Origin of the sequence: Rudaea cellulosilytica DSM 22992, assembly GCF_000378125.1 — a bacterium.
GTDB lineage: Bacteria > Pseudomonadota > Gammaproteobacteria > Xanthomonadales > Rhodanobacteraceae > Rudaea > Rudaea cellulosilytica.
The window spans coordinates 712501-733021 of record NZ_KB899242.1 but is presented as its reverse complement, the minus strand read 5'-3'; the positions used below and the strand labels follow the sequence as shown (position 1 = coordinate 733021).

Here is a 20521-nt window from a genome sequence, read left to right as displayed (position 1 = left end):
GACGGGTTCTAGAGGCGCACGCGTCGCGCGCCGCTGTAGTGCTGGTTCCAGTAGACGTTGCTCAGATAATCCAGGCGCACTGTGCCACCTTCGTTCGGCGCGTGGACGAAGCGGTCCTGGCCGACGTAGATGCCGACATGGCTGATATCGCGCCCGGAGGTGTTGAAGAAGACCAGGTCGCCGCCCTGCAGACGGTCGCGGCGCACGTCGGCGAGGTCGAGCGCGTACATGTCCTGGGTCGTGCGCGGAAGGCTGACCCCGGCGATTTCGCGAAACACGTAAACGACGAGTCCCGAGCAATCGAAGCCGCTCTGCGGCGTGTTGCCGCCCCAGTGGTATGGCGTACCGACGAGACCGATCGCGCGGAACAGGATGTCGTTCGGCTGGGCGATCCCGCGCGGCGCCGATGGCGGCAGGGGCTCGCGCTGCGGTCGCGTGCGCGGGCCCGAACAGGCCGCGAGCAGCGTGATCGCGAATACCAGCGAGAGAGAGCGAAGGCAGCGCATCGCAGCGCACGTTCGGGCAAAACACGAGGGGTTGTCAATCGTTTGCACCGACGGGCCGAACAGGCGTTCAGCCGGGCTGTATAATCGCGCACTTTGCAACCGACGATTCCATTCGAGGAACCCTGATGAAGGCGGAAAAAAACAAGGTCGTGACCTTCCACTACCACCTCACCGACGAGACGGGCGCGAAGGTCGATTCCTCGCATGACCGCGCCGAGCCGTTGACGATTCTGTTCGGCCACGGCCAGATCATCCCGGGCCTCGAGCAGGCGATGGACGGCCACGAGCCGGGCGACAAGTTCGACGTGAGCGTGCCGCCCGAGCAGGGCTACGGCGAGCGCCGCGAAGACTTCACCCAGCGTGTGCCGAAGAAGTATTTCCGCGATGCCGATCATCTTAAGCCGGGCGATGCGACCGTGCTCAGCGTGCAGGGCGGCGGCTACCGCCAGGTCGTCGTCCTCAAGGTCGGTTCAAGCGTGGTCGACGTGGATCTGAATCACCCGATGGCTGGCAAGACGCTGAAGTTCGACGTCGAGATCACCGACGTGCGCGACGCGACGCCCGAGGAGATCGAACACGGGCATGTGCACGGTGAAGGCGGACATCATCACTAGCTTTGGTTCGTCATTCCCGCGCCGGCGGGGCTTTCAACAGCCGCAGGGCTGCTAATCCAGTTCTTGATCTTCGCCTCGGCGACGCAAGAACTGGATTCGGGGCTCCGCCTTCGGCGGCCCGGAATGACGATTTCCCGATTCGCCGTCTTGCGGAGAAAACCATGTCGCGCGCCATCGGCTTGATTGCTGTTTTCGCCTTTCTTCTCAGCGCCTGCCAGACGCAAACGCCTGCGCCCAAACCGCAGACCGCCGACTACGATCTGATCATCCGCCATGGCACCGTCTATGACGGCAGCGGTGCCGCGCCGATATCTGCCGATGTCGGCGTGCGTGGCCAGCGCGTCGCGACCGTCGGCGATTTGTCGCAAGCTCATGCGAAACAGGAAGTCGATGCGAAGGGGCTCGCGGTCGCGCCGGGCTTCATCAACATGCTCTCCTGGGCAGGCGATGCGCTGTTCCACGATGGTCGCTCGATGTCGGACATCAAGCAAGGTGTGACCCTCGAAGTGTTCGGCGAAGGCGAGTCGCTCGGCCCGTTGACGCCAAAGATGCGCGAGGAAACGGAGAAGCTGCAGGGCGATCTCAAGCATCCGGTCACCTGGAGCGGCTTCGGCGAAGGCATGGAAGCGCTCGTCGCGAAAGGCATCACGCCGAACATCGCCTCGTTCGTCGGCGCGACCACGCTGCGCATCCACGAGGTCGCCTATGCCGATCGCGCGCCGAACGCGCAGGAGCTGGCCAACATGCAGGAGCTGACGCGCGCGGCGATGCGCGAAGGCGCGCTCGGCGTTGGCTCGTCGCTGATCTACGCGCCAGCGTTCTATGCGAAGACCGATGAGTTGATCGCGATCACGAAAGCCGCCGGTGAATTCGGCGGCGGCTACATCTCGCACATGCGCAGCGAGGGTCCGCGCTTGCTCGAAAGTCTTGATGAATTGATCCGCATTGCGAGCGCGGCGCACGTGCACGGCGAGGTCTATCACTTCAAGGCCGCGGGCCGCGACAACTGGGCCAAGCAAGTGCAGGCAATCGCGATGATCGAGCACGCGCGCGGGCACGGCCTCGATATTTCCGCGAACATGTACACCTACACCGCGGGCGCGACCGGCCTCGACGCATCGATGCCGCCGTGGGTTCAGGAAGGTGGCCTCGACGAGTGGATCAAGCGGCTCAAGGACGCGAAGACACGCCAGCGCGTGATCCGCGAAATGAATACGCCAACCGACAAATGGGAAAACCTGCTGCTCGCCGCAGGCAAGCCCGAGAATGTCCTGCTCGTCGCGTTCAAGAATCCGAAGCTCAAGCCGCTGACCGGCAAAACGCTGGCCGAAGTCGCCAAGCTGCGCGGCAAGACGCCGGCCGAAACCGCGATCGACCTGGTCATCGAGGACGGCAGCCGCGTCGGCACGGTGTATTTCCTTATGTCCGAGGATAACGTGAAGCAGGCCGTCGCGCTGCCGTGGATGGCGTTCGGATCTGACGAAGGCTCGGAGGCACCCGAGGGCGATTTCCTCAAGTCGCAGCCGCATCCGCGCGCCTACGGCAACTTCGCGCGGGTGCTCGGCAAATATGTGCGCGAGGAACAGGTCGCCACGCTGCCCGATGCGATCCGGCGGCTGACCTCGCTGCCGGCGAAGAACCTGAAGCTGCGCGACCGCGGCGAACTGAAAGCCGGCGACTACGCCGACATCGTCATCTTCGATCCAATGATGATTTCCGACCATGCCACGTTCGATAAGCCGCAGCAGTACGCGACCGGCATGCGCGACGTGTTCGTCAACGGCGTGCAGGTGCTCCAGGACGGCGAACATACGGGGGCCAAGCCCGGCGTGTTCGTGCGCGGACCGGGCTGGACCGGCTGGACCACGTCGGCTCGCTGAAATTGGACACTTGCTCGAACGCCCCTTTCCAATGACTGCACCGAAAAAGGACGTGTTGATTCTGGGCGGCGGCATCATCGGCCTTGCCTGCGCCTATTACCTGCTCAAGGCGGGACGCGGCGTAACGATTCTCGAGCAGAACACGCTCGCGAGCGGTTCCTCGCACGGCAATTGCGGCACGATCACGCCGAGCCATGCGCCGCCGTTGTCGCAGCCGGGCATGGTCGGCAAGGCGCTGAAATGGATGCTGACGCCCGACGCCCCGTTTCGTATCGCGCCGCGGCTCGACTTCGAGCTGTTCGAGTGGATGCTGCAGTTCGCTCGGCGCTGCAACTGGGCCGACTATCATCGGCTCGCGCGCGCGAAAGGCCCGCTGCTGTTGCGCTCGCGCGCGCTGCTCGGTGAACTGGTCCGCGCCGAGAGCCTCGCATGCGAATACGAGGAAAGCGGCACGCTCTACGTCCATCGCGACGAAGCCACGTTCGACGAGGCCGCTCGCCTGCCGGATACGCTGGCCGCATGCGGCATCGTCATGCAAAGAGTCGATGCCGCGCGCTGCCATGAACTGGAGCCGATGTTGAACGACAGCATCATCGGCGGCTACTGGAATCCTGGCGATACGCGGCTGCGTCCGGATCGCTACGCGGCGGAACTGGCGCGCGTGGTGCGCGCACTCGGCGCAGAAATACACGAATCGACGACGATCACCGGCTTCCGCCGCGATCGCGACCGCATCGACGCCGTCATTACGGACCGAGGCGAATACCAGGCCGACGATGTCGTTTTTGCGCTCGGAGCATGGTCGCCGAAACTCGGCAGGCAGCTTGATCTGCGCATCCCGATCCAGCCGGGCAAGGGCTATTCGATCACCTACACGCGGCCGATGCGCGCGCCGCGCATTCCGTTGACGCTGAAGGAACGCAGCATCTGCGTGTCGATTTGGGGATCGGGCTATCGCCTCGGTAGCACGATGGAATTCGCCGGCTACGATACCTCGCTCAATCGCACCCGGCTCGAGGCGATCCGACGCGGCGCCGCGGAGTATCTCGTGGAAGCGGAGGGCCCCGACGTCGTCGAGGAGTGGTACGGCTGGCGACCGATGACCTGGGACGACTTGCCGATCATCGGCCGCGCGGCGAAGTGGAAAAACCTGATGCTCGCGACCGGCCATAGCATGCTCGGCGTTACCATGTCGGCGGCGACGGGGGAACTGGTCGCGCAGTTGTTTGCCGGCGGAGAGACGGCGCTCGACCCGGCGACATTCTCACCGGCGAGGTTCGGTCTCTAGTTCGCGGCGGTGTTCGCAGACATGACAGTTACCAGTTCCAACGTTGCTGTGCGAAGCCTGCTCAAGCAGGGGCTGGCCGCACATCGTCGCGGCGATTTCGTCGCCGCCGAGGAGGCTTACGTCCGCGTATTGCAGATCGATGCTGCGCAGGTCGATGCGCTGCACATGCTCGGCACGCTGCACCACCAGCGTGGCGATGCGGCGAGGGCTCGCGACCTGCTCGATCGCGCCGTCGCCGCGGCCGACGCGGCGCAGGCAGCCGCAGTGCTCGCCAACCGCGCCTCGGTGCATCTTGCCTGCGGGGACCTCGCCGCGGCGGAGAGCGACGCACGCGACGCGGCTAAAGCGGACCCGAATGCGTTCGGCGCCTGGTTCAATCTTGGCCTAGCCTTGCAGGCGCAGGGCGCCGCCGCTGGCGCCGCATCCGCGTTCGCGCATGCGAGTGCCCTGCGTCCTCAACATACGCGTGCCTTGCTCGAGTGGCTATCCGCGGCGACTGCTTCGCAGCAGTTTGCCGGCATCGCCCAGCGCTTGCGCTCGCCGCTGCCCGCACTTGCCGGAATGCGTCAGTCTACGCTCGACGTGGCGATGCGCATGGTTCGGTACGGACAGGCCGGACCCGCGTTCGTCGTGTTGTCGCAACTGCGCCGAGAGTTGCCGCACGACGAGGAAGTGCGCCGGCGTCACGAGATCGAACGCGCTTACGGCGCAGCGGGACTGCTCGAACAGCAGGGTGGCACCGACGCCGCACTCGCCGCTGTCGATACCGTGCTGCAAGGCGCGCCATGGCATCGTGCCGCACGCATGCTGCGCGCCGGTGTCTTCGCCGAACGCGGCGAAGCCGCCGACGCCGTCGCGGAATACCGGCGCATCGCCGAAATTGTGCCCGACGACGCCATCGCCGGCAGCGCCTTGCTGATCGCGATGCAGTACGACCCCGCCCAGTCCGCCGATGGCATCGCCGACGCGCACCGCGCCTGGGCAAAGCGGCACATGTTACGGACTGCGCCGCGCCTTTCGGCGCACGAACTGCATGCGGATCCCGATCGTCCGCTGCGCATCGGCTGGCTGTCACCGCGATTCTTCTCGGGTCTCGTCGCCGATTTCTTCCTGCCCGCGCTGGAAAAATTCGATCGCGCCGAGGCCGTCCACATCCTGTACGACTCCGGGGCCGTCGTCGACGCGACCACGGCGGGTCTTCGCGTCGCCGCCGATGAATGGCGACGCATCGACGAACTCGACGATGAAGCGCTGTGCGAGCTGATTCGACGCGATCGCATCGACGTGCTCGTTGAGCTGAGCGGGCACAGTCCCGGCAACCGCCTGCGCGCGCTGGCGTCGAGGCCCGCGCCAGTGCAGGCGACCTGGCTCGACTATTTCCACAGCACTGGAACCGATGCGATCGATGTGCTGATCAGCGACGCGTCGTTGAGTCCGCCGTCGCTCGCGCATCGCTACAGCGAGCGCGTGCTGACGCTGCCGTCCGGGCGACTGTGCTGGTCGCCACCACTGGATGCACCTCCCGCCGTGCCGCGCGGCGCGATCCCGTTGCGCTTCGCCAGCTTCAACCGTGTCAATAAACTCAACGACGCCGTGCTCGCGGCCTGGTCGCGCATCCTCGAAAGCGTGCCGGGCAGCGTGTTGCGCCTCAAGGCACGCGCGTTCGACATCGCCGACCAGCACGCACACTTTCTCGCGCGCTGCGCCAAGCACGGCATCGCCGCGCAGCAACTCGAGCTGCACGGCTACGGCTCGCACGCGCAGGCGCTTCTCGACTATGCAGACGCCGACATCGCCCTCGATCCGTTTCCGTTCTCGGGTTGCGCGACGAGTCTTGATGCGCTGTGGATGGGCGTGCCGGTCGTCACTCAAATCGGCGAGACGATGGTCAGCCGCCAGACTGCCAGTCTGCTGGCGTCGCTTAGACTCGACGACCTGATCGCCGAAAATGCCGACGACTACGTGCGGCGCGTGCTCGATCTGGCGAACGACGCCGTGCGCAGGAGTGAGTTGCGCGCGACGCTGCGCGAGCGCGTACGCGAGAAGCTTTGCGACGCGCATCGTCACGCGTGCGAGTTGAGCGTCGCATTGCGCGAAGCGTGGCAGCTATGGTGCCGCGGTGATTTGGAACCGGGAAAATCGGAATGACCGAGACCTACACCCTGCATCGCGGTACGGCCCCGCTGCTCATTTCGCTCCCGCATGACGGCATAGTATTGCCCGACGATATTGCTGCGCGTCTCGCGCCCGAGGCGCAGCGGGTGCCCGATACCGACTGGCACGTCTCGCGCCTGTACGCGTTCGCGCGCGAACTCGGCGCGTCGATGCTCGTGCCGAAGTATTCGCGTTATGTCGTCGATCTCAACCGGCCGCCCGACGATGTTTCGCTGTATCCGGGGCAGAATACGACGGGGCTGTGCCCGATCGTGCGGTTTTCCGGCGAGCCGGTCTATCTACCGGGGCAGGAGCCATCGCCCAAGGAAGTCGCGCAGCGCGTCGAACGCTACTGGCGCCCGTATCACGCCGCGCTTGCTGCGGAGATCGCGCGAATCCGTTCTGCGCGTGGCCGCGTCGTGCTCTGGGAAGGGCATTCGATCCGCGCGGTCGTGCCGTTCCTATTCGACGGGCAACTGCCGGATTTCAATCTCGGCACCGCAGGTGGCGCGAGCTGTTCGCCGGATTTGCAGCGTCGCCTTGAAGGCGTGCTGGCGAGCCAGAAAAAATATACTTTCGTCGTCAACGGCCGCTTCAAGGGTGGCTACATCACGCGCCGCTATGCTGATCTCGCAGGCGGTGTGCAGGCCGTGCAGCTCGAACTCGCGCAGCTCAACTACATGGACGAGGACTCGTTCGAGTACCGCGCCGACCTCGCCGCGCCGACGCAGGCGCTGATTTGCAAGCTGCTCGAAGCGGCATTGGCAAACAAGCATTTTTAGACTGGGCTGCGAAGCCGAACGAGGGGGCGCGGGAGTGCTGGGCCTATCAGCTCAGCCTACGCGTTGTACTCGTTGGCGTCTTGTCACATAGCTGTGATGAAGCTTTCAATTGTGCCGTACGCAAACCAATCTGGATACCTATCAGGGAAGGGTTCTGGTTCACTTCCCCAGACGAGATGGACATTGACGAATGCTCCATTACTAAGAACGGCTACAACATCATCGTTATCTCTTCGAAGACCAATGGCTGTGGCGCCTTTGTCAAAGAGCCGGTGAGCTGGTGTTATTTCATGTTCTAGCCGACGTTGAATTGCCAGAGCTTGTTGGCCAGCTGTAATAGCTTGCCAAGGGGCCATCCAGTCGATGGTGAAGTTCTGCATTTTGTAGGTTAACGCCATTTAGACTTCTAACGATGCCAAATCGCCCTTCGTCTCTAACCACTCCTTCCTATCCGCTGCGCGCTTCTTCGCCAGCAGCATGTCCATGATCTTGCTTGTGCCGTCGTCACCCTCGATCGCGCTGCCGTCGGCGGCGAGGCCGACGGTGAGCTGCACGAGGCGGCGCGTGTCGGGATCGATCGTCGATTCGCGCAACTGGCTCGGGTTCATTTCGCCGAGGCCCTTGAAGCGGGTGACGTTGACCGCGCCCTTGATCTTCTCGCGCTGGATCTTCTCGAGCATCGCGTCGCGCTCGGCCTCGTCGAGGCAGTAGAACACCTGCTTGCCGACGTCGACGCGGAACAGCGGCGGCATCGCGACGAAGACGTGGCCTTCGCGCACGAGTTTGGGGAAGTGACGCACGAATAACGCAGACAACAACGTCGCGATGTGCAGTCCGTCGGAATCCGCATCGGCGAGGATGACGACCTTGCCATAGCGCAGGCCGGAGATGTCGTCCTTGCCCGGATCGCAGCCGATCGCGACGGCGAGGTCGTGCACTTCCTGCGAGGACAGCACTTGTCCCGATTCGACTTCCCAAGTGTTCAGGATTTTTCCGCGCAGCGGCAGGATCGCCTGGAAATCCTTGTCGCGCGCCTGCTTGGCGCTGCCGCCGGCGGAGTCGCCTTCGACAAGGAACAGCTCGGTGCGCGACAGGTCGCTCGACGCGCAATCAGCGAGCTTGCCGGGCAGGGCGGGACCTTGCGTGATCTTCTTGCGCACGATCTGCTTTTCGGCCTTGAGCCGCAGTGCTGCGCGCTCGATCGCGAGCTGGGCGATCTTCTCGCCGATGTCGGTGTGCTGGTTGAGATACAGCGAGAAGCCGTCGTGTGCGGCGTTCTCGACATAGCCGGCGGCGTCGCGCGAGGACAGGCGCTCCTTGGTCTGGCCGGAGAACTGCGGCTCCTCCATTTTCAGCGAGAGCACGAAGCAGAGACGGTCCCAGACGTCCTCGGGCGCGAGCTTGACGCCGCGCGGCAGCAAATTCCGAATGTCGCAGAACTCGCGCAGCGCGTCGGTCAGGCCGGTGCGTAGGCCGTTAACGTGGGTGCCGCCTTGCGCGGTCGGAATCAGGTTGACGTAGCTCTCTTGCGTCAGCTCGCCTTCGGGCAGCCACGCGAGGGCGAAATCGACCTCGTGCTTGTCGCGCTTGAGCGAGACCTGATAAAGATCGGATGGCAGATAGTCGTTCGCGCCGAGCATCGACTTGAGATAGTCGGAGAGGCCATCCTCGTAGTGCCACTCCTCCTTCTCGCCGCTGGCTTCGTCCGTGAAGCGCACGCTGAGCCCGGCGCAGAGCACCGCTTTCGCGCGCAGCACGTGCTTGAGTTTCGGCAGGCTGATCTTCGGCGAGTCGAAGTATTTCGGGTCGGGCCAGAAGCGCAGCGTCGTGCCGGTCTGCTTCTTCGGCACGCTGCCGACGACGGACAGATTGCTCGCGCGATCGCCGTCCTTGAAATTCATGCGGTAGACCTGGCCGTCGCGGCGGATCGCGACTTCGACGCGTTGCGACAGCGCGTTGACCACCGACACGCCGACGCCGTGCAGGCCGCCGGAAAACTTGTAGTTCTTGCCGGAGAACTTGCCGCCCGCGTGCAGCTTGGTCAGGATCACCTCGACGCCGGGTCGACCTTCGTCGGGATGGATATCGACCGGCATGCCGCGGCCGTCGTCGCCGACTTCGACCGAGCCGTCCGCGTGCACGGTCACTTCGATCGTGGTTGCGTGGCCGTTGACCGCCTCGTCGACCGAATTGTCGATGACCTCCTGGGCGAGATGGTTCGGCCGCGAGGTATCGGTGTACATACCCGGTCGGCGCTTGACCGGGTCGAGGCCGGAAAGGACTTCAATGTCCGCTGCGTTGTATCTGCTGCTCATTGGGAGACTGTTGTGTCCATGCTTTTGTTGGGAAGTCCGGCATGGATGCCGGTGCGCTCAGGGAGGAGCGCAGAAATTAGCCGCGAAGTGTGGCGGTTGTCCCATTCTCGATCAAGCGCGGTGCAGGGATTGAGATGCCGCCTCTTCGCGATCGGGCGCTAACAAAGCTTTACGCCAATTTCACCAAATTTTCGCGATTCCTTGTCAACGTAACAATACTATTCCCGTTGAACACGTTGCAGCGCGATTCAAAGGGGGAATCCAGCCATCGTTCGCGATAGCTCTGGATTGAGGAGGCGCGGTGATCGCCGATCCTTTCATTACCCCGAGCGCAGAATGACGGACCTTCTACCAGCACGCGAACCCTCGTTGTCAGAGCCGAAGGTCATTTTCGTCATCGGTATGCATCGCTCTGGAACTTCGGTATTGGCACATGCGATCAATCGGATGGGTGCGTTCGTCGGCGACGACCAGGAACTGGTGCCTCCCCATCCGAGCATTAACCCAACCGGGTTCTGGGAACGTGCCGACATCGTCGCTGAGCACAATCGCTTCCTTCAGGCCAACGGATTCGCCTGGGCGACGGTAGCGAATTTCGCGATCAAGCACATTGATGAGGAAAGGCGGCGTGCTCTTGCCGCTGGTTTGCGCGAAATTGTCGGCAGGATGGCACATGCGGGATCGACGCTCGTGATCAAGGACCCGCGGCTTTGCCTGTTGCTGCCGGTATGGAGCGAGTTCGTCGAGGCGCCCGCGCATGTCGTCGTTGTCCGCGACCCGCGCAAAGTCGCGGCCTCGTTGATGGCGGCTTTCCCGAATTCGTTCACGACGGATTTTCTCCTGGCGCTCTGGCAGAAGTATATGCAGAGCGCGCTGTCCGCCCTTGCCGGCAAGCGGGTCTTGTTCGTCTCGTATGCGCGAATGCTTCGCGACGGTGAATCGGAATATCGGCGCCTACGTGGTGGATTGAGCGAACTCGGCGTCGCAGGGTTATCCGCATTCAATGCAAAGAGGCTGCGTGGCGTGCTCGATGGCCGGCTCGATCGCAGCAAGCCCAGCCCGCACGCGCGGCTCGACGAGAATCAACAACGACTGTTCGATTGGTTACTGCAACGTTGCGAGAGTCAAGGCCTTGTCGACGTAACGGACCTGCCCGCGATGCCGTCGCCGGATTCGATCTTGTGCGAACTCGAGAAAGTGCGTGCCGCCTGCATGCGCAGCGGCTGGAACATGGCAACGCACAGGACCGAAGCTGCCGTTCAACCGCCGATGGCGCATACGGCCTGACACTTACGCATCTCGCAACAGGCGAGATCGCTGTGCCTATATTTGTGACGCGCGCGCCAGGCATGACGATGTGAAGAAGTTCAGAGAAGAGACAGGCAGCGAAGCGTAGGGTCGTTCCTGCGTCAGGGAGTCCGCATTGCCCAATTCTGCTAGGGAGTACTCTCATGCGTAAATCTCTTCTTTCTCTTGTTTTTGGTGCTGTGTTCGCTTTGCCGGCGTTTGCCGCAGGTGGCCACGGCGGTGGCGGCTTCGGTGGCGGCCACAGTATGGGTAGTCTCGGGCACTCGGCGATGAGCATGGGACACGCGACCAATTCGAACACGCACGGCGCAGCAATTTCGGCGGCAGCGCACGACGCCAAACTCAGTGGCGAGAAGGTCGGCCCCCAAGTCCGCGACGTCGCGCGTTCGAAATCCCAGGGTCCCGCCCATGCAAACGTCCATGTCCTCAACGCGGTAAACGGCTCGCACGGCAACGCTGCATCAAACTCCGTGCTTGGGACCGGCGGCGTCAGTTCCACTGCTACCTCCACCGCCGCGACGACGAGCACGAAGACTCATCACGGTCACTAGCAGACGTTGCCTGCGCTCCCGAGCGCGTGGTTTTCGTGGAAATGCGCAGCTACGCAGGTTTTCTCGCCAGCAGCGTGGCGAAGCGGGAAAGTGTATCTGCGGTCGTGTTGTAGTCGTGAGTGACGGATTCGACGACGAGATTTGCTGATTGGGCGAGTCGGCAGAGATCGTTGGCGGAGTAGGGGCGTATCGTCTCGTCGGTCTCGAATTCCGATATCACGCGGTCGTTTGCATCGAGCAGCGTGTAGCGGCGCTCGATGCGATTGGTGCCGTCGGTGTTCGCGGTGATGCGCTTGTGGCGTTCGAGGAAACCGCCTTCGTGCACGCGCCGGTAATCGCGGCGGAAGTCGGCGAAGCTCGTTACCTGCTGCGGCACGAACGCGTCGAGTACGAGGCAGCCATCCGGTTCGAGTAGCGCGGCGAGCGCGCCGACGCAATGCTGCGCCACTGCCGGATCGCGCAGATAGGTGATCAGCGAATACGGCAGCAGCACGGCGCGGAATCGCGCGGACAACCCCGGTGCGGCGATGTCCATCTGCAGGACGTTGGGCGACAAAGCATGCTCCGTCGCGTCATGGCGCAGACGCATCAGCATCGGCAGCGAGCGATCCGCACCGATGACGTCGACGCCGGCGCGCAGCAGTTCGATCAGGATGCGCCCGGTGCCGCAGCCGAGTTCGAGTGCGCGGCCGCCTTCGCGCAGGCACAGTGCGCGGTACCAGCCGACGTCGTCGAACGGCATGCTCTGGCCCATGTCGGTCGCATAGACGTCAGCGATTGCGTCGTAGGACCAGGGCCGAGTCGAACCGTGGTTCGCGCTCATGCCTGCCGATTGCCTTGCAGTTGCTGGTACAGCGTGAACTGTTGTTGCGCGACCGCATCCCAGGTATGCGTATCGAGCTTCGCATCGTCGGCGTTCTCGATGTAGTGCCGATGCCCGGCATCGGCGAGCAGCGCAGAAATCGGCGCAGCCATTCCGGCGACGTCGTCGGCGGTGACGAGGCCTTGCAGCCCTTCGCGCGCGAAGCCGCGTGCACCTGCCGCCGTGCTTACGCACACGCGCCGCGCGAGCAGCGACTCGATCAGCTTGATCGACGAACCGCGGATGTCGTACTGCGGATTGATGCTCACGGTGCATTCGGCGAGATAAGGTGTCGGATCGACGAAGGCCGAGACGAGATCGACGCCATCCTGGGTCAGACGCGCATCGCCCTCGGCGATGGCTTTGGATTCGGCGCCGCCGAGGATGGTCAGGCGCAGATTGGGGAATTGCCGTTTCAGCGCCGGCCACGCCTGGTCGAGGAAGGCGAGGATGCCTTCGCGATTCTGCGTGTAGCGAAACGGGCCCATGAACAACAGTCGCGGCGGCGTCTGTGGCGACGCTACGGCACCCGGGCGGCGATCGATAGCGCCGTTGCCGATCAGATGGGCGTTCGCATTCGGCAGCAAGGCGATGTCTTCGTTCGAACAGGCGCTGATCGCGTCGAACCGTTGCAGCGCGGTGATCTGCGCCGCGTCGCCTGAACTGCGATCGCCCGCGAGATAGACATCGTGCAATGCCAGCAGCCAGCGCGCACGGCCTTTGCGCCGGTCGGCGAGCAGTGCGAGTTCCATGAATTCCACCTGCACGACGTTGGGGTCGTACAGCGCGATCATCTGCTCGAGCTTGCGCCGCATTTCCGGCCAGGCATGGCGCTGCATGCGCTCGGCAAGCGTCAGCGGCACATCGGTCGGGCGGTCGCCGCGGCCTTCGATCAGGTGCGTTGCGCGCACGAGCTTGAGCCACGGTTCGGAGGCGAGCGAATACAGCGAGCGTTCGTCGCTCAGCAGGATGAAGTCGACCTTGCCGGCCAGTCGCGTGACGAGTTCGGCGATGCGTCGCGCGCCGCCGTGCGCCGGTGGGAACAAGGCGAACGGGGTCACCAGCAGCACACGCGGCCGTGTAGCGGAATTCGGTTGTGCGCCGTAGTAGTTGTCCAGCGTGATCCTGTCGTAACGCAGGCCCATCGCGCGGGTGCGGCCGGCACGCAGCCGCACCCGGAACGTACGCCAGGCGCGCGCGCCGCCGGCGAATTCGCGCCAGTGTTCCGGCGTACGCGCGGCGATGCGACGGATGTGTTCGATCGGCGACACCTGCGTCCACGCATGGCGCATATCGAACCACTGCGCATTGCGCGCGATCACGCGTTCGATTTCGTCCTGCTCGTAGAAGCGGTTCACCGTGCCGCGATGTCCGTGCCAGCAATGCGAGGTCGGGCAGAACAGCACTTCCCAGCCTTCGTTCCAGGCGCGCAGGCCGAAGTCGGCGTCTTCCCAGTAGAACGGGTGGTACTCGTGCGCGTCGGCGACGTAGCGGCGCAGTTGCGCAGTGCGGCACAACGAGGAGCCGCCGCCCGGATAGAGGTTGCCGCGCGCGAGCGTGCCTGATTCCGGCGTGCGTTCGTAGACGATGGGCTTGTCGTGATGCGGATGGAAATCGGACCAGCCGGTTTCCTCGCGTCGCCGGCTCGCGTCCTCGAAGAAGATCTGCGAGGTGACGGCGAACACCTGCGGCTGGCGATACGGCAACAGCTCGGCGAGCGCATCCGCAGCGAGGCGCATGTCGCTGTTGAGCAGGTAGGTCCACGGATGCCGTGCCTTGGCGAGGCCAGCGGCGATCGCGCCGTCGTAGCCGAGCGGTTTTTCGTGGAACTCCCATTCGAAATCCACATGGCGCTGGCGCAGGTCGGTGTACGCCACCGGATTCGCGCCATTGACGACGATGAGGATCTGTACCGGCTCGTCGATTTTCGCGCAGGCGGCGGCGAGCGCATCGAGCGTGATCGCGAGCGTGCCCGGCGTGCCGCGCTCGGGGACGATCACGCTGATGCCTTGCGCGGTCTTTCGTTCACGACGCGGTTGTGGCCAGCGCCGCGGCAGTTTCGGCGCAAGCCAGTCGGCCAACGCCATTGCGGCGTACAGCGGCAGGAAGCGCAGCAGGAACAGCGCACGCGCGAGCGGCGAAATGCGGCGGGGGGCATCGCTCACGGTGGCGTTCAAACGAGTGCCGCCGCGCTAGGCCGCGCGCTGCCAGCGCGGTTTGCGTACCAGCGCAGCGCCTGCTCGGCGAACATCGTGCCCCATACGTTGGCCTGTGCCGCGGCGTCGGCGTTGAACGGCAGCGAGTCGCGGGCCGCCACGCGCGATATCAGGGTGGCAGCGAGACTGTCCAGCTCGGCCTCGGCTGGTGCCAGCGCGGCATCGAATTCGCGCAGCAGCAGGCCGACGCGCAAGGCTTGCGCGAGGATGTCGTTGCGCACCTTGCCGTCCGCTTCGCTGGCCGTCTCGGGCAGCGCGCCGTCGGCGCGGACGGTGGCGAGACAACGGCGCAGCAGTTGCGCGACCGCGTCGGCGCGATCGGGGCGCGAGAGCAGCAGGCCTTCGGCGAAATACAGCGTCGGATGCAGCATGCCGAGATCGATGTCGGCCGCCTGCATGGCCCAGCGTTCGCTTTCGCTCGTGCAGGCGAACGCGAGTGCTTCGGGCAGTGCGGCGTGGCGTTCGCTCCAGGCGACGCGTGAGGAGGCCTTGACCAGGAATGGACCGCCGAGCGTCGACCAGCGTTGCGGCAGCGGCTGCGTGCCGCGCAGCTGGATCGCGGGCAGCAATGCCCCTTCGTGCACGAACTGCAGCAGGTGTTCGTGCAAGGCGCGGCGCAGCGGGTCCGCGGACTCGATGATGCTAGCCTCGGCAGCGGCATCGATGCCGCGCAACAGCATGGCGAGATCAAAGAAGAACGCGGCGTCGTTGCGCCAGTCGGGCTCGCTCGCGGCGAGATGGATGCGTGTCGATGGCATCTGGCCCGGCGTGGAGAAATGGCGCGTCGTCCAGTCGAGTGCCCGCTGCGCGCATACGCGCACCTGTGCATCGTCGTCACCGCCGGCAATGTCGGCGAGCCAGCTCAAGTAGTAACCGGTGATTTCGGCGTAGACGTAGAGCGGCTTGCCGTCGGCGCCGATTGTGCCGGCGACGCCGCCGGCCTGGTCGCCGGCGCGCAATTGCGCCGGACCATGCAGCAGCCAGGCGCGCAGGCGCGCGGCGATGTCGTTTGCGGATTCGGGATGCATCAGAGCTTCGCCCACGGCGGGCGAGGCAACAGTGGTGTGCGGGTTCATCGGCTATGCGGTAAGGGGAAGCAGTGCGGGAGTGCCGTCCATGACGATTCCCTGGTGAAAGGCGACGAGGTGTTCGGCGATGCGCGTGCCGGCACGGCCGTCGCCGTACGGCGACGACGGATCGAACGGCAGCGCGCTCGGCCTTGCTGCGTCAAGCAGCTGGCACGCCGCGGCGACGATGCTGGACGCATCGACCGCAACGAGACTGGCGCTGCCGAGCGCGAGGCTTTCCGGCCGCTCGGTGTTCTCGCGCGCGATCAGGATCGGCGTGCCGAGATACGGCGCCTCCTCCTGGATGCCGCCCGAGTCGGTGATCGCGAGCGTGGCGCGCGCGAGCAGGGTGATGAATGGGCGGAAGTCGAGCGGTTCGGTCAGCACGATGCGCGGATGGGCGGACAGGTGCTGGCGGATGCGCGCACCGACGGCGGGATTCGGGTGTACTGGGCAGACCACGCCGACATCGGGCCGTGCGGCGAGCAGGTCGAGCACCGCGGCGCAGACCACGTCGAGGCCGCGGCCGTAATTCTCGCGCCGGTGCAGGGTCAGCACGATCAGATGTGGCGTGGCCGGCAGGGCCGGCAGCTTGGACTCTGCGCAGGGGTTCTCCACGGTATCGCGCAGCAGATCGATCGAAGTCTGACCGGCGCGATGGATGCGCGACGGAGCGATGCCCTCGACGCGCAGGTTGCGCTCGGCGCTTGCGCTCGGTGCGAAGTGCAGGTCGGCAAGGCGCGCGATGCGGCGGCGGAAATGTTCTTCGGGAAACGGGCGCAGCGGGTGATTGGTGCGCAGTCCCGCTTCGACGTGGGCGAGCGGCAGGCCGAGGTCGCGCGCGGCAAGTGCGGTCGCGTAGGCTGTCGTGGTGTCGCCCTGGGCTACGGCCATCGTTGCCGTGGCGTCGCGCAGGCAAGTGCGAATCACGATGCGCAGACGCCGCAGCGTGGCAGAGAGCGATCCGCTTTCGCATTGCGCTGCGCTTATCTCGGTAGCGAGGTCGTGCTGGGCGAGGGTGCGCTCGACCATCGCTCGATGCTGGCCGCTGTTGATCAGCAGGGATGCGGTACCGTCGTGCAAGCGCAAGGCCTTCGTGACGCTGGCGAGTTTCAGGCACTCCGGACGAGTGCCCACCACCAGTGCGATTCGCGGTCCGCGAATCCGGTCAAGAATTCCCACTGAGCCCCCTGAGGCGCGCTGCACATTTTGATTACATATTATTACACCGAAATGGGACGAAAAACTTAAGGCTGCTAGCGGTTTAGGCGATTTTTTTTCGTACGGATCGACGTCTGTACCGAACACCAGCCTCGCCCGACCCAGCGAAGCGGAGTAAACTATCGCTTTACCAGCACCGGAAACTGCTGCGTCATGACTCCCCTGATTTTCGTTACCGGTGGCGTGGTGTCCTCGCTAGGCAAGGGCATTGCGTCGGCCTCGCTCGCGGCCATCCTCGAAGCGCGCGGCTTGCGCGTGACGATGATGAAGCTCGATCCCTACATCAACGTCGATCCGGGCACGATGAGCCCGTTTCAGCACGGCGAGGTCTACGTCACCGACGACGGTGCCGAAACCGACCTCGACCTCGGTCACTACGAGCGTTTCGTACGCACGCGCCTGACCGGCAAGAACTCGATCACCACCGGCAAGATCTACGAGAGCGTGATCCGCAAGGAACGCCGTGGCGACTATCTCGGCGCGACCGTGCAGGTGATCCCGCACATCACCGACGAAATCAAGCATTCGATCTTCGAGGCGACGCGCGGTTTCGACGTCGCCCTCGTAGAAATCGGCGGCACGGTCGGCGACATCGAATCGCAGCCTTTCCTCGAGGCGATCCGCCAGATCCGCATCGAGCATGGCGCGGACAAGGTCATGTTCATGCACCTGACCCTGGTGCCGTACATCAAGGCCGCCGGCGAGATCAAGACCAAGCCCACGCAACACTCGGTCAAGGAACTGCGCGCGCTCGGCATCCAGCCCGACGTACTGCTGTGCCGCTGCGAGGAACCGCTGCCCGACAGCGAGCGGCGCAAGATCGCGCTGTTCACCAACGTGCCGGAAAAGGCCGTCATCAGCGCGATCGATCTCGACACGATCTACGCGATCCCGGCCTGGCTACACAAGCAAGGCCTCGACGATCTCGCCGTCGCCCATCTCAAGCTCGATGCGAAGCCGGTGAATCTGGCCGAGTGGGACAAGGTGGTCGAGGAGGTCAAGCATCCCAAGCATCAGGTCGACATCGCGATCATCGGCAAGTACGTCGAGCACAAGGACGCGTACAAGTCGCTCGGCGAAGCGCTGCGCCACGGCGGCCTCAAGCAGGCCACCCAGGTCAACCTGCGCTGGGTCGAATCCGAGGAGATCGAAGCGCACGGCGCCGAGATGCTGCGCAACGTCGACGGCATCCTCGTGCCCGGCGGTTTCGGCAAGCGCGGCTTCGAAGGCAAGATCGCCGCAGCGCAGTTCGCGCGCGAGAACAAGATTCCGTACTTCGGCATCTGCTACGGCATGCACGCGGCCGTGGTCGACTTTGCGCGCCATATCGCGGATCTGCCCGCGGCGAATTCGAGCGAGAACGATCGCCTCGCCGCCGATCCGGTCATCGCGCTGATCACCGAATGGACCAAGTCCAGCGGCGAAATCGAGCATCGCAGCGAGGAGTCCGACCTCGGCGGCACGATGCGCCTCGGCGCGCAGGAATCGCGGCTCAAGCCCGGCACGCTCGCGCGCGAGATGTACGGCCACGAGGTAATCCGCGAGCGCCATCGCCACCGCTACGAATTCAACAACAACTACCGGCAGAAGTTCGCCGACCTCGGCCTCGTCATCTCCGGCGTGTCGATGGACGAGGAACTCGTCGAGATGATCGAACTGTCGCCGCAGAAACATCCGTGGTTCGTCGCCGGCCAGTTCCATCCCGAATTCACCTCGACGCCGCGCGATGGCCATCCGCTGTTCTATGGCTTCATCCGTGCCGCGCGCGAGCAGAAGGCGGTGCGTGAGGCGCCGAAGCTGGCGCAGGTGGCCACGGCCTGATGCCATTTTCGCCTGCCGCCTGCGCATCGTCGGCGGCCCGATATCGCAGAACACCGAACATGCATCACTCGCGTCTTTGCTCCATCCAGATCGATTGCAGGACCTCCGATGTCGACGAGGCCGCGACGTTCTGGGCCGGCGCGCTGGGCTTCCCGGTCGACCTCGATCATGCCGGCAGTCGCGGCAACTACCGCCAGCTAGCCACTCCGGCGGCCGAGCCGATGGTGCAGATCCAGCGCGTGGACCACGATAGCCGCGCGCACCTCGACATTGAGACCGACGACATTGCCGCGGAAGTCGCGCGCCTGGAGAAGCTCGGCGCCACGGTATACAAACGCCTGGAGCGTTGGACTGTAATGCAGGCCCCGACCGGGCAGCGCTTCTGCGTCGTGCGCGTGCAGCGTCCGTTTTTCTCGCAACATGCCAACCGTTGGGACTGATCTGATCCTATGAAACTCTGTGGTTTCGAAGTCGGCGCCGACAAGCCGCTGTTCCTGATAGCCGGCCCTTGCGTGGTCGAGTCGATGCAGCTGCAGATCGATACGGCCGGAACGCTCAAGGACATCACCGGCCGGCTCGGCATTCCCTTCATCTTCAAGTCGAGTTTCGACAAAGCCAACCGCACCTCGAGCACGAGCTTCCGCGGTCCCGGCATGGAAGAGGGGCTGCGCATCCTAGCCGAGGTCAAGCGCCAGATCGGCGTGCCTGTGCTGACCGACGTGCACGAATACACGCCGATGCACGAAGTGGCCGCCGTCGTCGATGTACTGCAAACACCCGCGTTCCTCTGCCGCCAGACCGATTTCATCCAGAACGTCGCGCGTTCGGGCCGGCCGGTCAACATCAAGAAAGGCCAGTTCCTTGCGCCGTGGGATATGCAGAACGTCGTCGACAAGGCCAAGGCGGTCGGCAACGACGACATCATGGTCTGCGAGCGCGGCGTGAGTTTCGGCTACAACAACCTCGTCTCCGATCCGCGCAGCCTCGCGGTGATGCGCGAGACTGGCTGCCCGGTCGTGTTCGACGCGACGCATTCAGTGCAGTTGCCCGGTGGCCTCGGCGGCAAGTCAGGTGGCCAGCGCGAGTTCGTGCCCGTGCTTGCGCGTGCAGCCGTTGCGGTCGGCGTCGCCGGCGTATTCATGGAAACGCATCCCGATCCCGACAAAGCGCTCAGCGATGGGCCAAATGCGTGGCCGCTCGGAAAGATGGAAGCTCTGCTCGAAATCCTGCTCGAACTCGATCGCGTCGCGAAGAAGCAGGCAACGATGGCGCTGGGGTAGGGCGATGTTCGGAACGCACGACTTGGCCCTGTTCATCGTCTCCGGCCTTCTGCTGAACATCGCGCCGGGGCCGGACACGTTCCTAATCCTTGGCCGCAGCACGAGCCAGGGCTGGCGAGCTGGAGTCGCCGCCGCACTCGGCATCGGCGTGGGTACGTTCGTGCATATCTTCGCTGCGGCGTTCGGCTTGTCAGCGATTCTCGCCACGTCAGCTGCCGCGTTCACCGCGGTCAAACTTGTGGGTGCGGCGTATCTGCTGTATCTGGGTTTCGTCACGTTACGTGTTCCGAAAGCCGCGCCAGTGTCGAGCGATGCTAAGCCGATGTCGGCGCTGCCGCTGCGCAAAATATTCGTGCAGGGCTTTCTGACCAACGCACTGAATCCGAAAGTCGCGCTGTTCTTTCTCGCTTTCGTGCCGCAGTTCATCGCGCAGGACGCGGCGAGCAAGCCGCTTGCTTTCCTCTTTCTTGGCACCGTGTTCAACTTCAACGGTATGCTGTGGGCGAACTTTCTTGCCTTGTCGGGGGCCGTGATCAGCACGAAGATCAAGGCCAATTCAACAATGACGACGTGGTTCAACCGCGCCGTCGGCTCGATATTCATCGGCATGGGCATCAAGCTCGCCTTCGCCAAACAGCATTGACCGCCATCGACCA

At 64.3% G+C, this 20521-nt stretch carries 18 protein-coding genes; 11 read left to right on the top strand and 7 right to left on the bottom strand.

What is annotated here, in order from left to right; translation table 11 throughout:
• Positions 1-8: 8 nt before the first annotated feature.
• The gene (locus F455_RS0113070; RefSeq protein WP_018973750.1) at positions 9-506 is read right to left on the bottom strand and encodes a C40 family peptidase; all 498 of its coding nucleotides are present in this window, start codon (positions 504-506) and stop codon (positions 9-11) included.
• Positions 507-631: 125 nt separating this feature from the next.
• Here F455_RS0113070 and F455_RS0113065 point away from each other — a divergent pair, with 125 nt between their 5' ends.
• The 5 genes from F455_RS0113065 (at position 632) to hutG (ending at position 7224) form a co-directional block, all read left to right on the top strand.
• Positions 632-1120, top strand: a complete 489-nt coding sequence (locus tag F455_RS0113065) for an FKBP-type peptidyl-prolyl cis-trans isomerase (RefSeq protein ID WP_018973749.1) — start codon at positions 632-634, stop codon at positions 1118-1120.
• 161 nt (positions 1121-1281) lie between these two features.
• Entirely contained in the window at positions 1282-3000 is a 1719-nt protein-coding gene (locus F455_RS0113060; RefSeq protein ID WP_018973748.1) for an N-acyl-D-amino-acid deacylase family protein, read from the top strand.
• Between the two features lie 31 nt (positions 3001-3031).
• Positions 3032-4288, top strand: coding sequence for an NAD(P)/FAD-dependent oxidoreductase (locus tag F455_RS0113055; protein WP_018973747.1), 1257 nt, complete (start codon positions 3032-3034; stop codon positions 4286-4288).
• A gap of 21 nt (positions 4289-4309) precedes the next feature.
• Positions 4310-6436, top strand: coding sequence for a tetratricopeptide repeat protein (locus F455_RS22120; protein ID WP_157578787.1), 2127 nt, complete (start codon positions 4310-4312; stop codon positions 6434-6436).
• Positions 6433-7224 (top strand): N-formylglutamate deformylase, encoded by a 792-nt coding sequence (hutG, locus tag F455_RS0113045; RefSeq protein WP_018973745.1) that lies wholly within the window; start codon positions 6433-6435, stop codon positions 7222-7224. The genes F455_RS22120 and hutG overlap by 4 nt, the downstream gene beginning before the upstream one ends.
• Positions 7225-7307: 83 nt before the next feature.
• Here the strand turns inward: hutG and F455_RS22975 are convergent, their stop codons facing one another.
• The gene (locus F455_RS22975) at positions 7308-7622 is read right to left on the bottom strand and encodes a hypothetical protein (protein WP_157578785.1); all 315 of its coding nucleotides are present in this window, start codon (positions 7620-7622) and stop codon (positions 7308-7310) included.
• Positions 7623-9539, bottom strand: a complete 1917-nt coding sequence (gene parE / locus F455_RS0113035; protein WP_018973743.1) for a DNA topoisomerase IV subunit B — start codon at positions 9537-9539, stop codon at positions 7623-7625.
• 336 nt (positions 9540-9875) lie between these two features.
• Between parE and F455_RS0113030 the strand changes: the two genes are divergently transcribed.
• Positions 9876-10826, top strand: a complete 951-nt coding sequence (locus tag F455_RS0113030; protein WP_083918942.1) for a sulfotransferase family protein — start codon at positions 9876-9878, stop codon at positions 10824-10826.
• Positions 10827-10990: 164 nt separating this feature from the next.
• Positions 10991-11398 carry a hypothetical protein gene (locus F455_RS22115; RefSeq protein ID WP_157578783.1) on the top strand — a complete coding sequence of 136 codons (408 nt, stop codon included), beginning with the start codon at positions 10991-10993 and terminating at the stop codon, positions 11396-11398.
• A 49-nt stretch (positions 11399-11447) separates the two neighbouring features.
• Here F455_RS22115 and F455_RS22110 read toward each other — a convergent pair whose 3' ends face one another.
• Genes F455_RS22110 through wecB form a run of 4 tightly spaced genes read right to left on the bottom strand, consistent with a single transcriptional unit; the run spans position 11448 to position 16680 of the window.
• Positions 11448-12221, bottom strand: coding sequence for a class I SAM-dependent methyltransferase (locus F455_RS22110; protein ID WP_018973740.1), 774 nt, complete (start codon positions 12219-12221; stop codon positions 11448-11450).
• Positions 12218-14425 (bottom strand): glycosyltransferase, encoded by a 2208-nt coding sequence (locus tag F455_RS0113015; protein WP_157578781.1) that lies wholly within the window; start codon positions 14423-14425, stop codon positions 12218-12220. The genes F455_RS22110 and F455_RS0113015 overlap by 4 nt, the downstream gene beginning before the upstream one ends.
• Before the next feature lie 8 nt (positions 14426-14433).
• The gene (locus tag F455_RS0113010) at positions 14434-15552 is read right to left on the bottom strand and encodes a hypothetical protein (RefSeq protein ID WP_018973738.1); all 1119 of its coding nucleotides are present in this window, start codon (positions 15550-15552) and stop codon (positions 14434-14436) included.
• Between the two features lie 3 nt (positions 15553-15555).
• Positions 15556-16680: a non-hydrolyzing UDP-N-acetylglucosamine 2-epimerase gene (wecB, locus tag F455_RS20820; RefSeq protein ID WP_169337338.1), complete on the bottom strand. Its 1125-nt coding sequence runs from the start codon at positions 16678-16680 to the stop codon at positions 15556-15558.
• 237 nt (positions 16681-16917) lie between these two features.
• On the opposite strand from wecB, the gene F455_RS0113000 reads away from it, so the two are divergent.
• From F455_RS0113000 to F455_RS0112985, 4 genes are read left to right on the top strand one after another with little or no spacing between them, the layout of a single operon-like run.
• Complete coding sequence (locus F455_RS0113000; RefSeq protein WP_018973736.1) at positions 16918-18585, top strand: CTP synthase; 1668 nt, start codon at positions 16918-16920, stop codon at positions 18583-18585.
• Positions 18586-18644: 59 nt separating this feature from the next.
• Complete coding sequence (locus tag F455_RS0112995) at positions 18645-19025, top strand: VOC family protein (RefSeq protein ID WP_018973735.1); 381 nt, start codon at positions 18645-18647, stop codon at positions 19023-19025.
• A 9-nt stretch (positions 19026-19034) separates the two neighbouring features.
• Positions 19035-19865 carry a 3-deoxy-8-phosphooctulonate synthase gene (gene kdsA, locus F455_RS0112990; RefSeq protein ID WP_018973734.1) on the top strand — a complete coding sequence of 277 codons (831 nt, stop codon included), beginning with the start codon at positions 19035-19037 and terminating at the stop codon, positions 19863-19865.
• A gap of 4 nt (positions 19866-19869) precedes the next feature.
• Complete coding sequence (locus F455_RS0112985) at positions 19870-20508, top strand: LysE family translocator (protein WP_018973733.1); 639 nt, start codon at positions 19870-19872, stop codon at positions 20506-20508.
• The last annotated feature ends 13 nt before the right edge of the window (positions 20509-20521 follow it).

What these genes read in the sequence shown, in the direction of transcription:
- F455_RS0113070 (WP_018973750.1), bottom strand. Translation starts at nt 506, where the DNA reads ATGCGCTGCCTTCGCTCTCTCTCGCTGGTATTCGCGATCACGCTGCTC.
- F455_RS0113065 (WP_018973749.1), top strand. Translation starts at nt 632, where the DNA reads ATGAAGGCGGAAAAAAACAAGGTCGTGACCTTCCACTACCACCTCACC.
- F455_RS0113060 (WP_018973748.1), top strand. Translation starts at nt 1,282, where the DNA reads ATGTCGCGCGCCATCGGCTTGATTGCTGTTTTCGCCTTTCTTCTCAGC.
- F455_RS0113055 (WP_018973747.1), top strand. Translation starts at nt 3,032, where the DNA reads ATGACTGCACCGAAAAAGGACGTGTTGATTCTGGGCGGCGGCATCATC.
- F455_RS22120 (WP_157578787.1), top strand. Translation starts at nt 4,310, where the DNA reads ATGACAGTTACCAGTTCCAACGTTGCTGTGCGAAGCCTGCTCAAGCAG.
- hutG (WP_018973745.1), top strand. Translation starts at nt 6,433, where the DNA reads ATGACCGAGACCTACACCCTGCATCGCGGTACGGCCCCGCTGCTCATT.
- F455_RS22975 (WP_157578785.1), bottom strand. Translation starts at nt 7,622, where the DNA reads ATGGCGTTAACCTACAAAATGCAGAACTTCACCATCGACTGGATGGCC.
- parE (WP_018973743.1), bottom strand. Translation starts at nt 9,539, where the DNA reads ATGAGCAGCAGATACAACGCAGCGGACATTGAAGTCCTTTCCGGCCTC.
- F455_RS0113030 (WP_083918942.1), top strand. Translation starts at nt 9,876, where the DNA reads ATGACGGACCTTCTACCAGCACGCGAACCCTCGTTGTCAGAGCCGAAG.
- F455_RS22115 (WP_157578783.1), top strand. Translation starts at nt 10,991, where the DNA reads ATGCGTAAATCTCTTCTTTCTCTTGTTTTTGGTGCTGTGTTCGCTTTG.
- F455_RS22110 (WP_018973740.1), bottom strand. Translation starts at nt 12,221, where the DNA reads ATGAGCGCGAACCACGGTTCGACTCGGCCCTGGTCCTACGACGCAATC.
- F455_RS0113010 (WP_018973738.1), bottom strand. Translation starts at nt 15,552, where the DNA reads ATGAACCCGCACACCACTGTTGCCTCGCCCGCCGTGGGCGAAGCTCTG.
- F455_RS0113000 (WP_018973736.1), top strand. Translation starts at nt 16,918, where the DNA reads ATGACTCCCCTGATTTTCGTTACCGGTGGCGTGGTGTCCTCGCTAGGC.
- F455_RS0112995 (WP_018973735.1), top strand. Translation starts at nt 18,645, where the DNA reads ATGCATCACTCGCGTCTTTGCTCCATCCAGATCGATTGCAGGACCTCC.
- kdsA (WP_018973734.1), top strand. Translation starts at nt 19,035, where the DNA reads ATGAAACTCTGTGGTTTCGAAGTCGGCGCCGACAAGCCGCTGTTCCTG.
- F455_RS0112985 (WP_018973733.1), top strand. Translation starts at nt 19,870, where the DNA reads ATGTTCGGAACGCACGACTTGGCCCTGTTCATCGTCTCCGGCCTTCTG.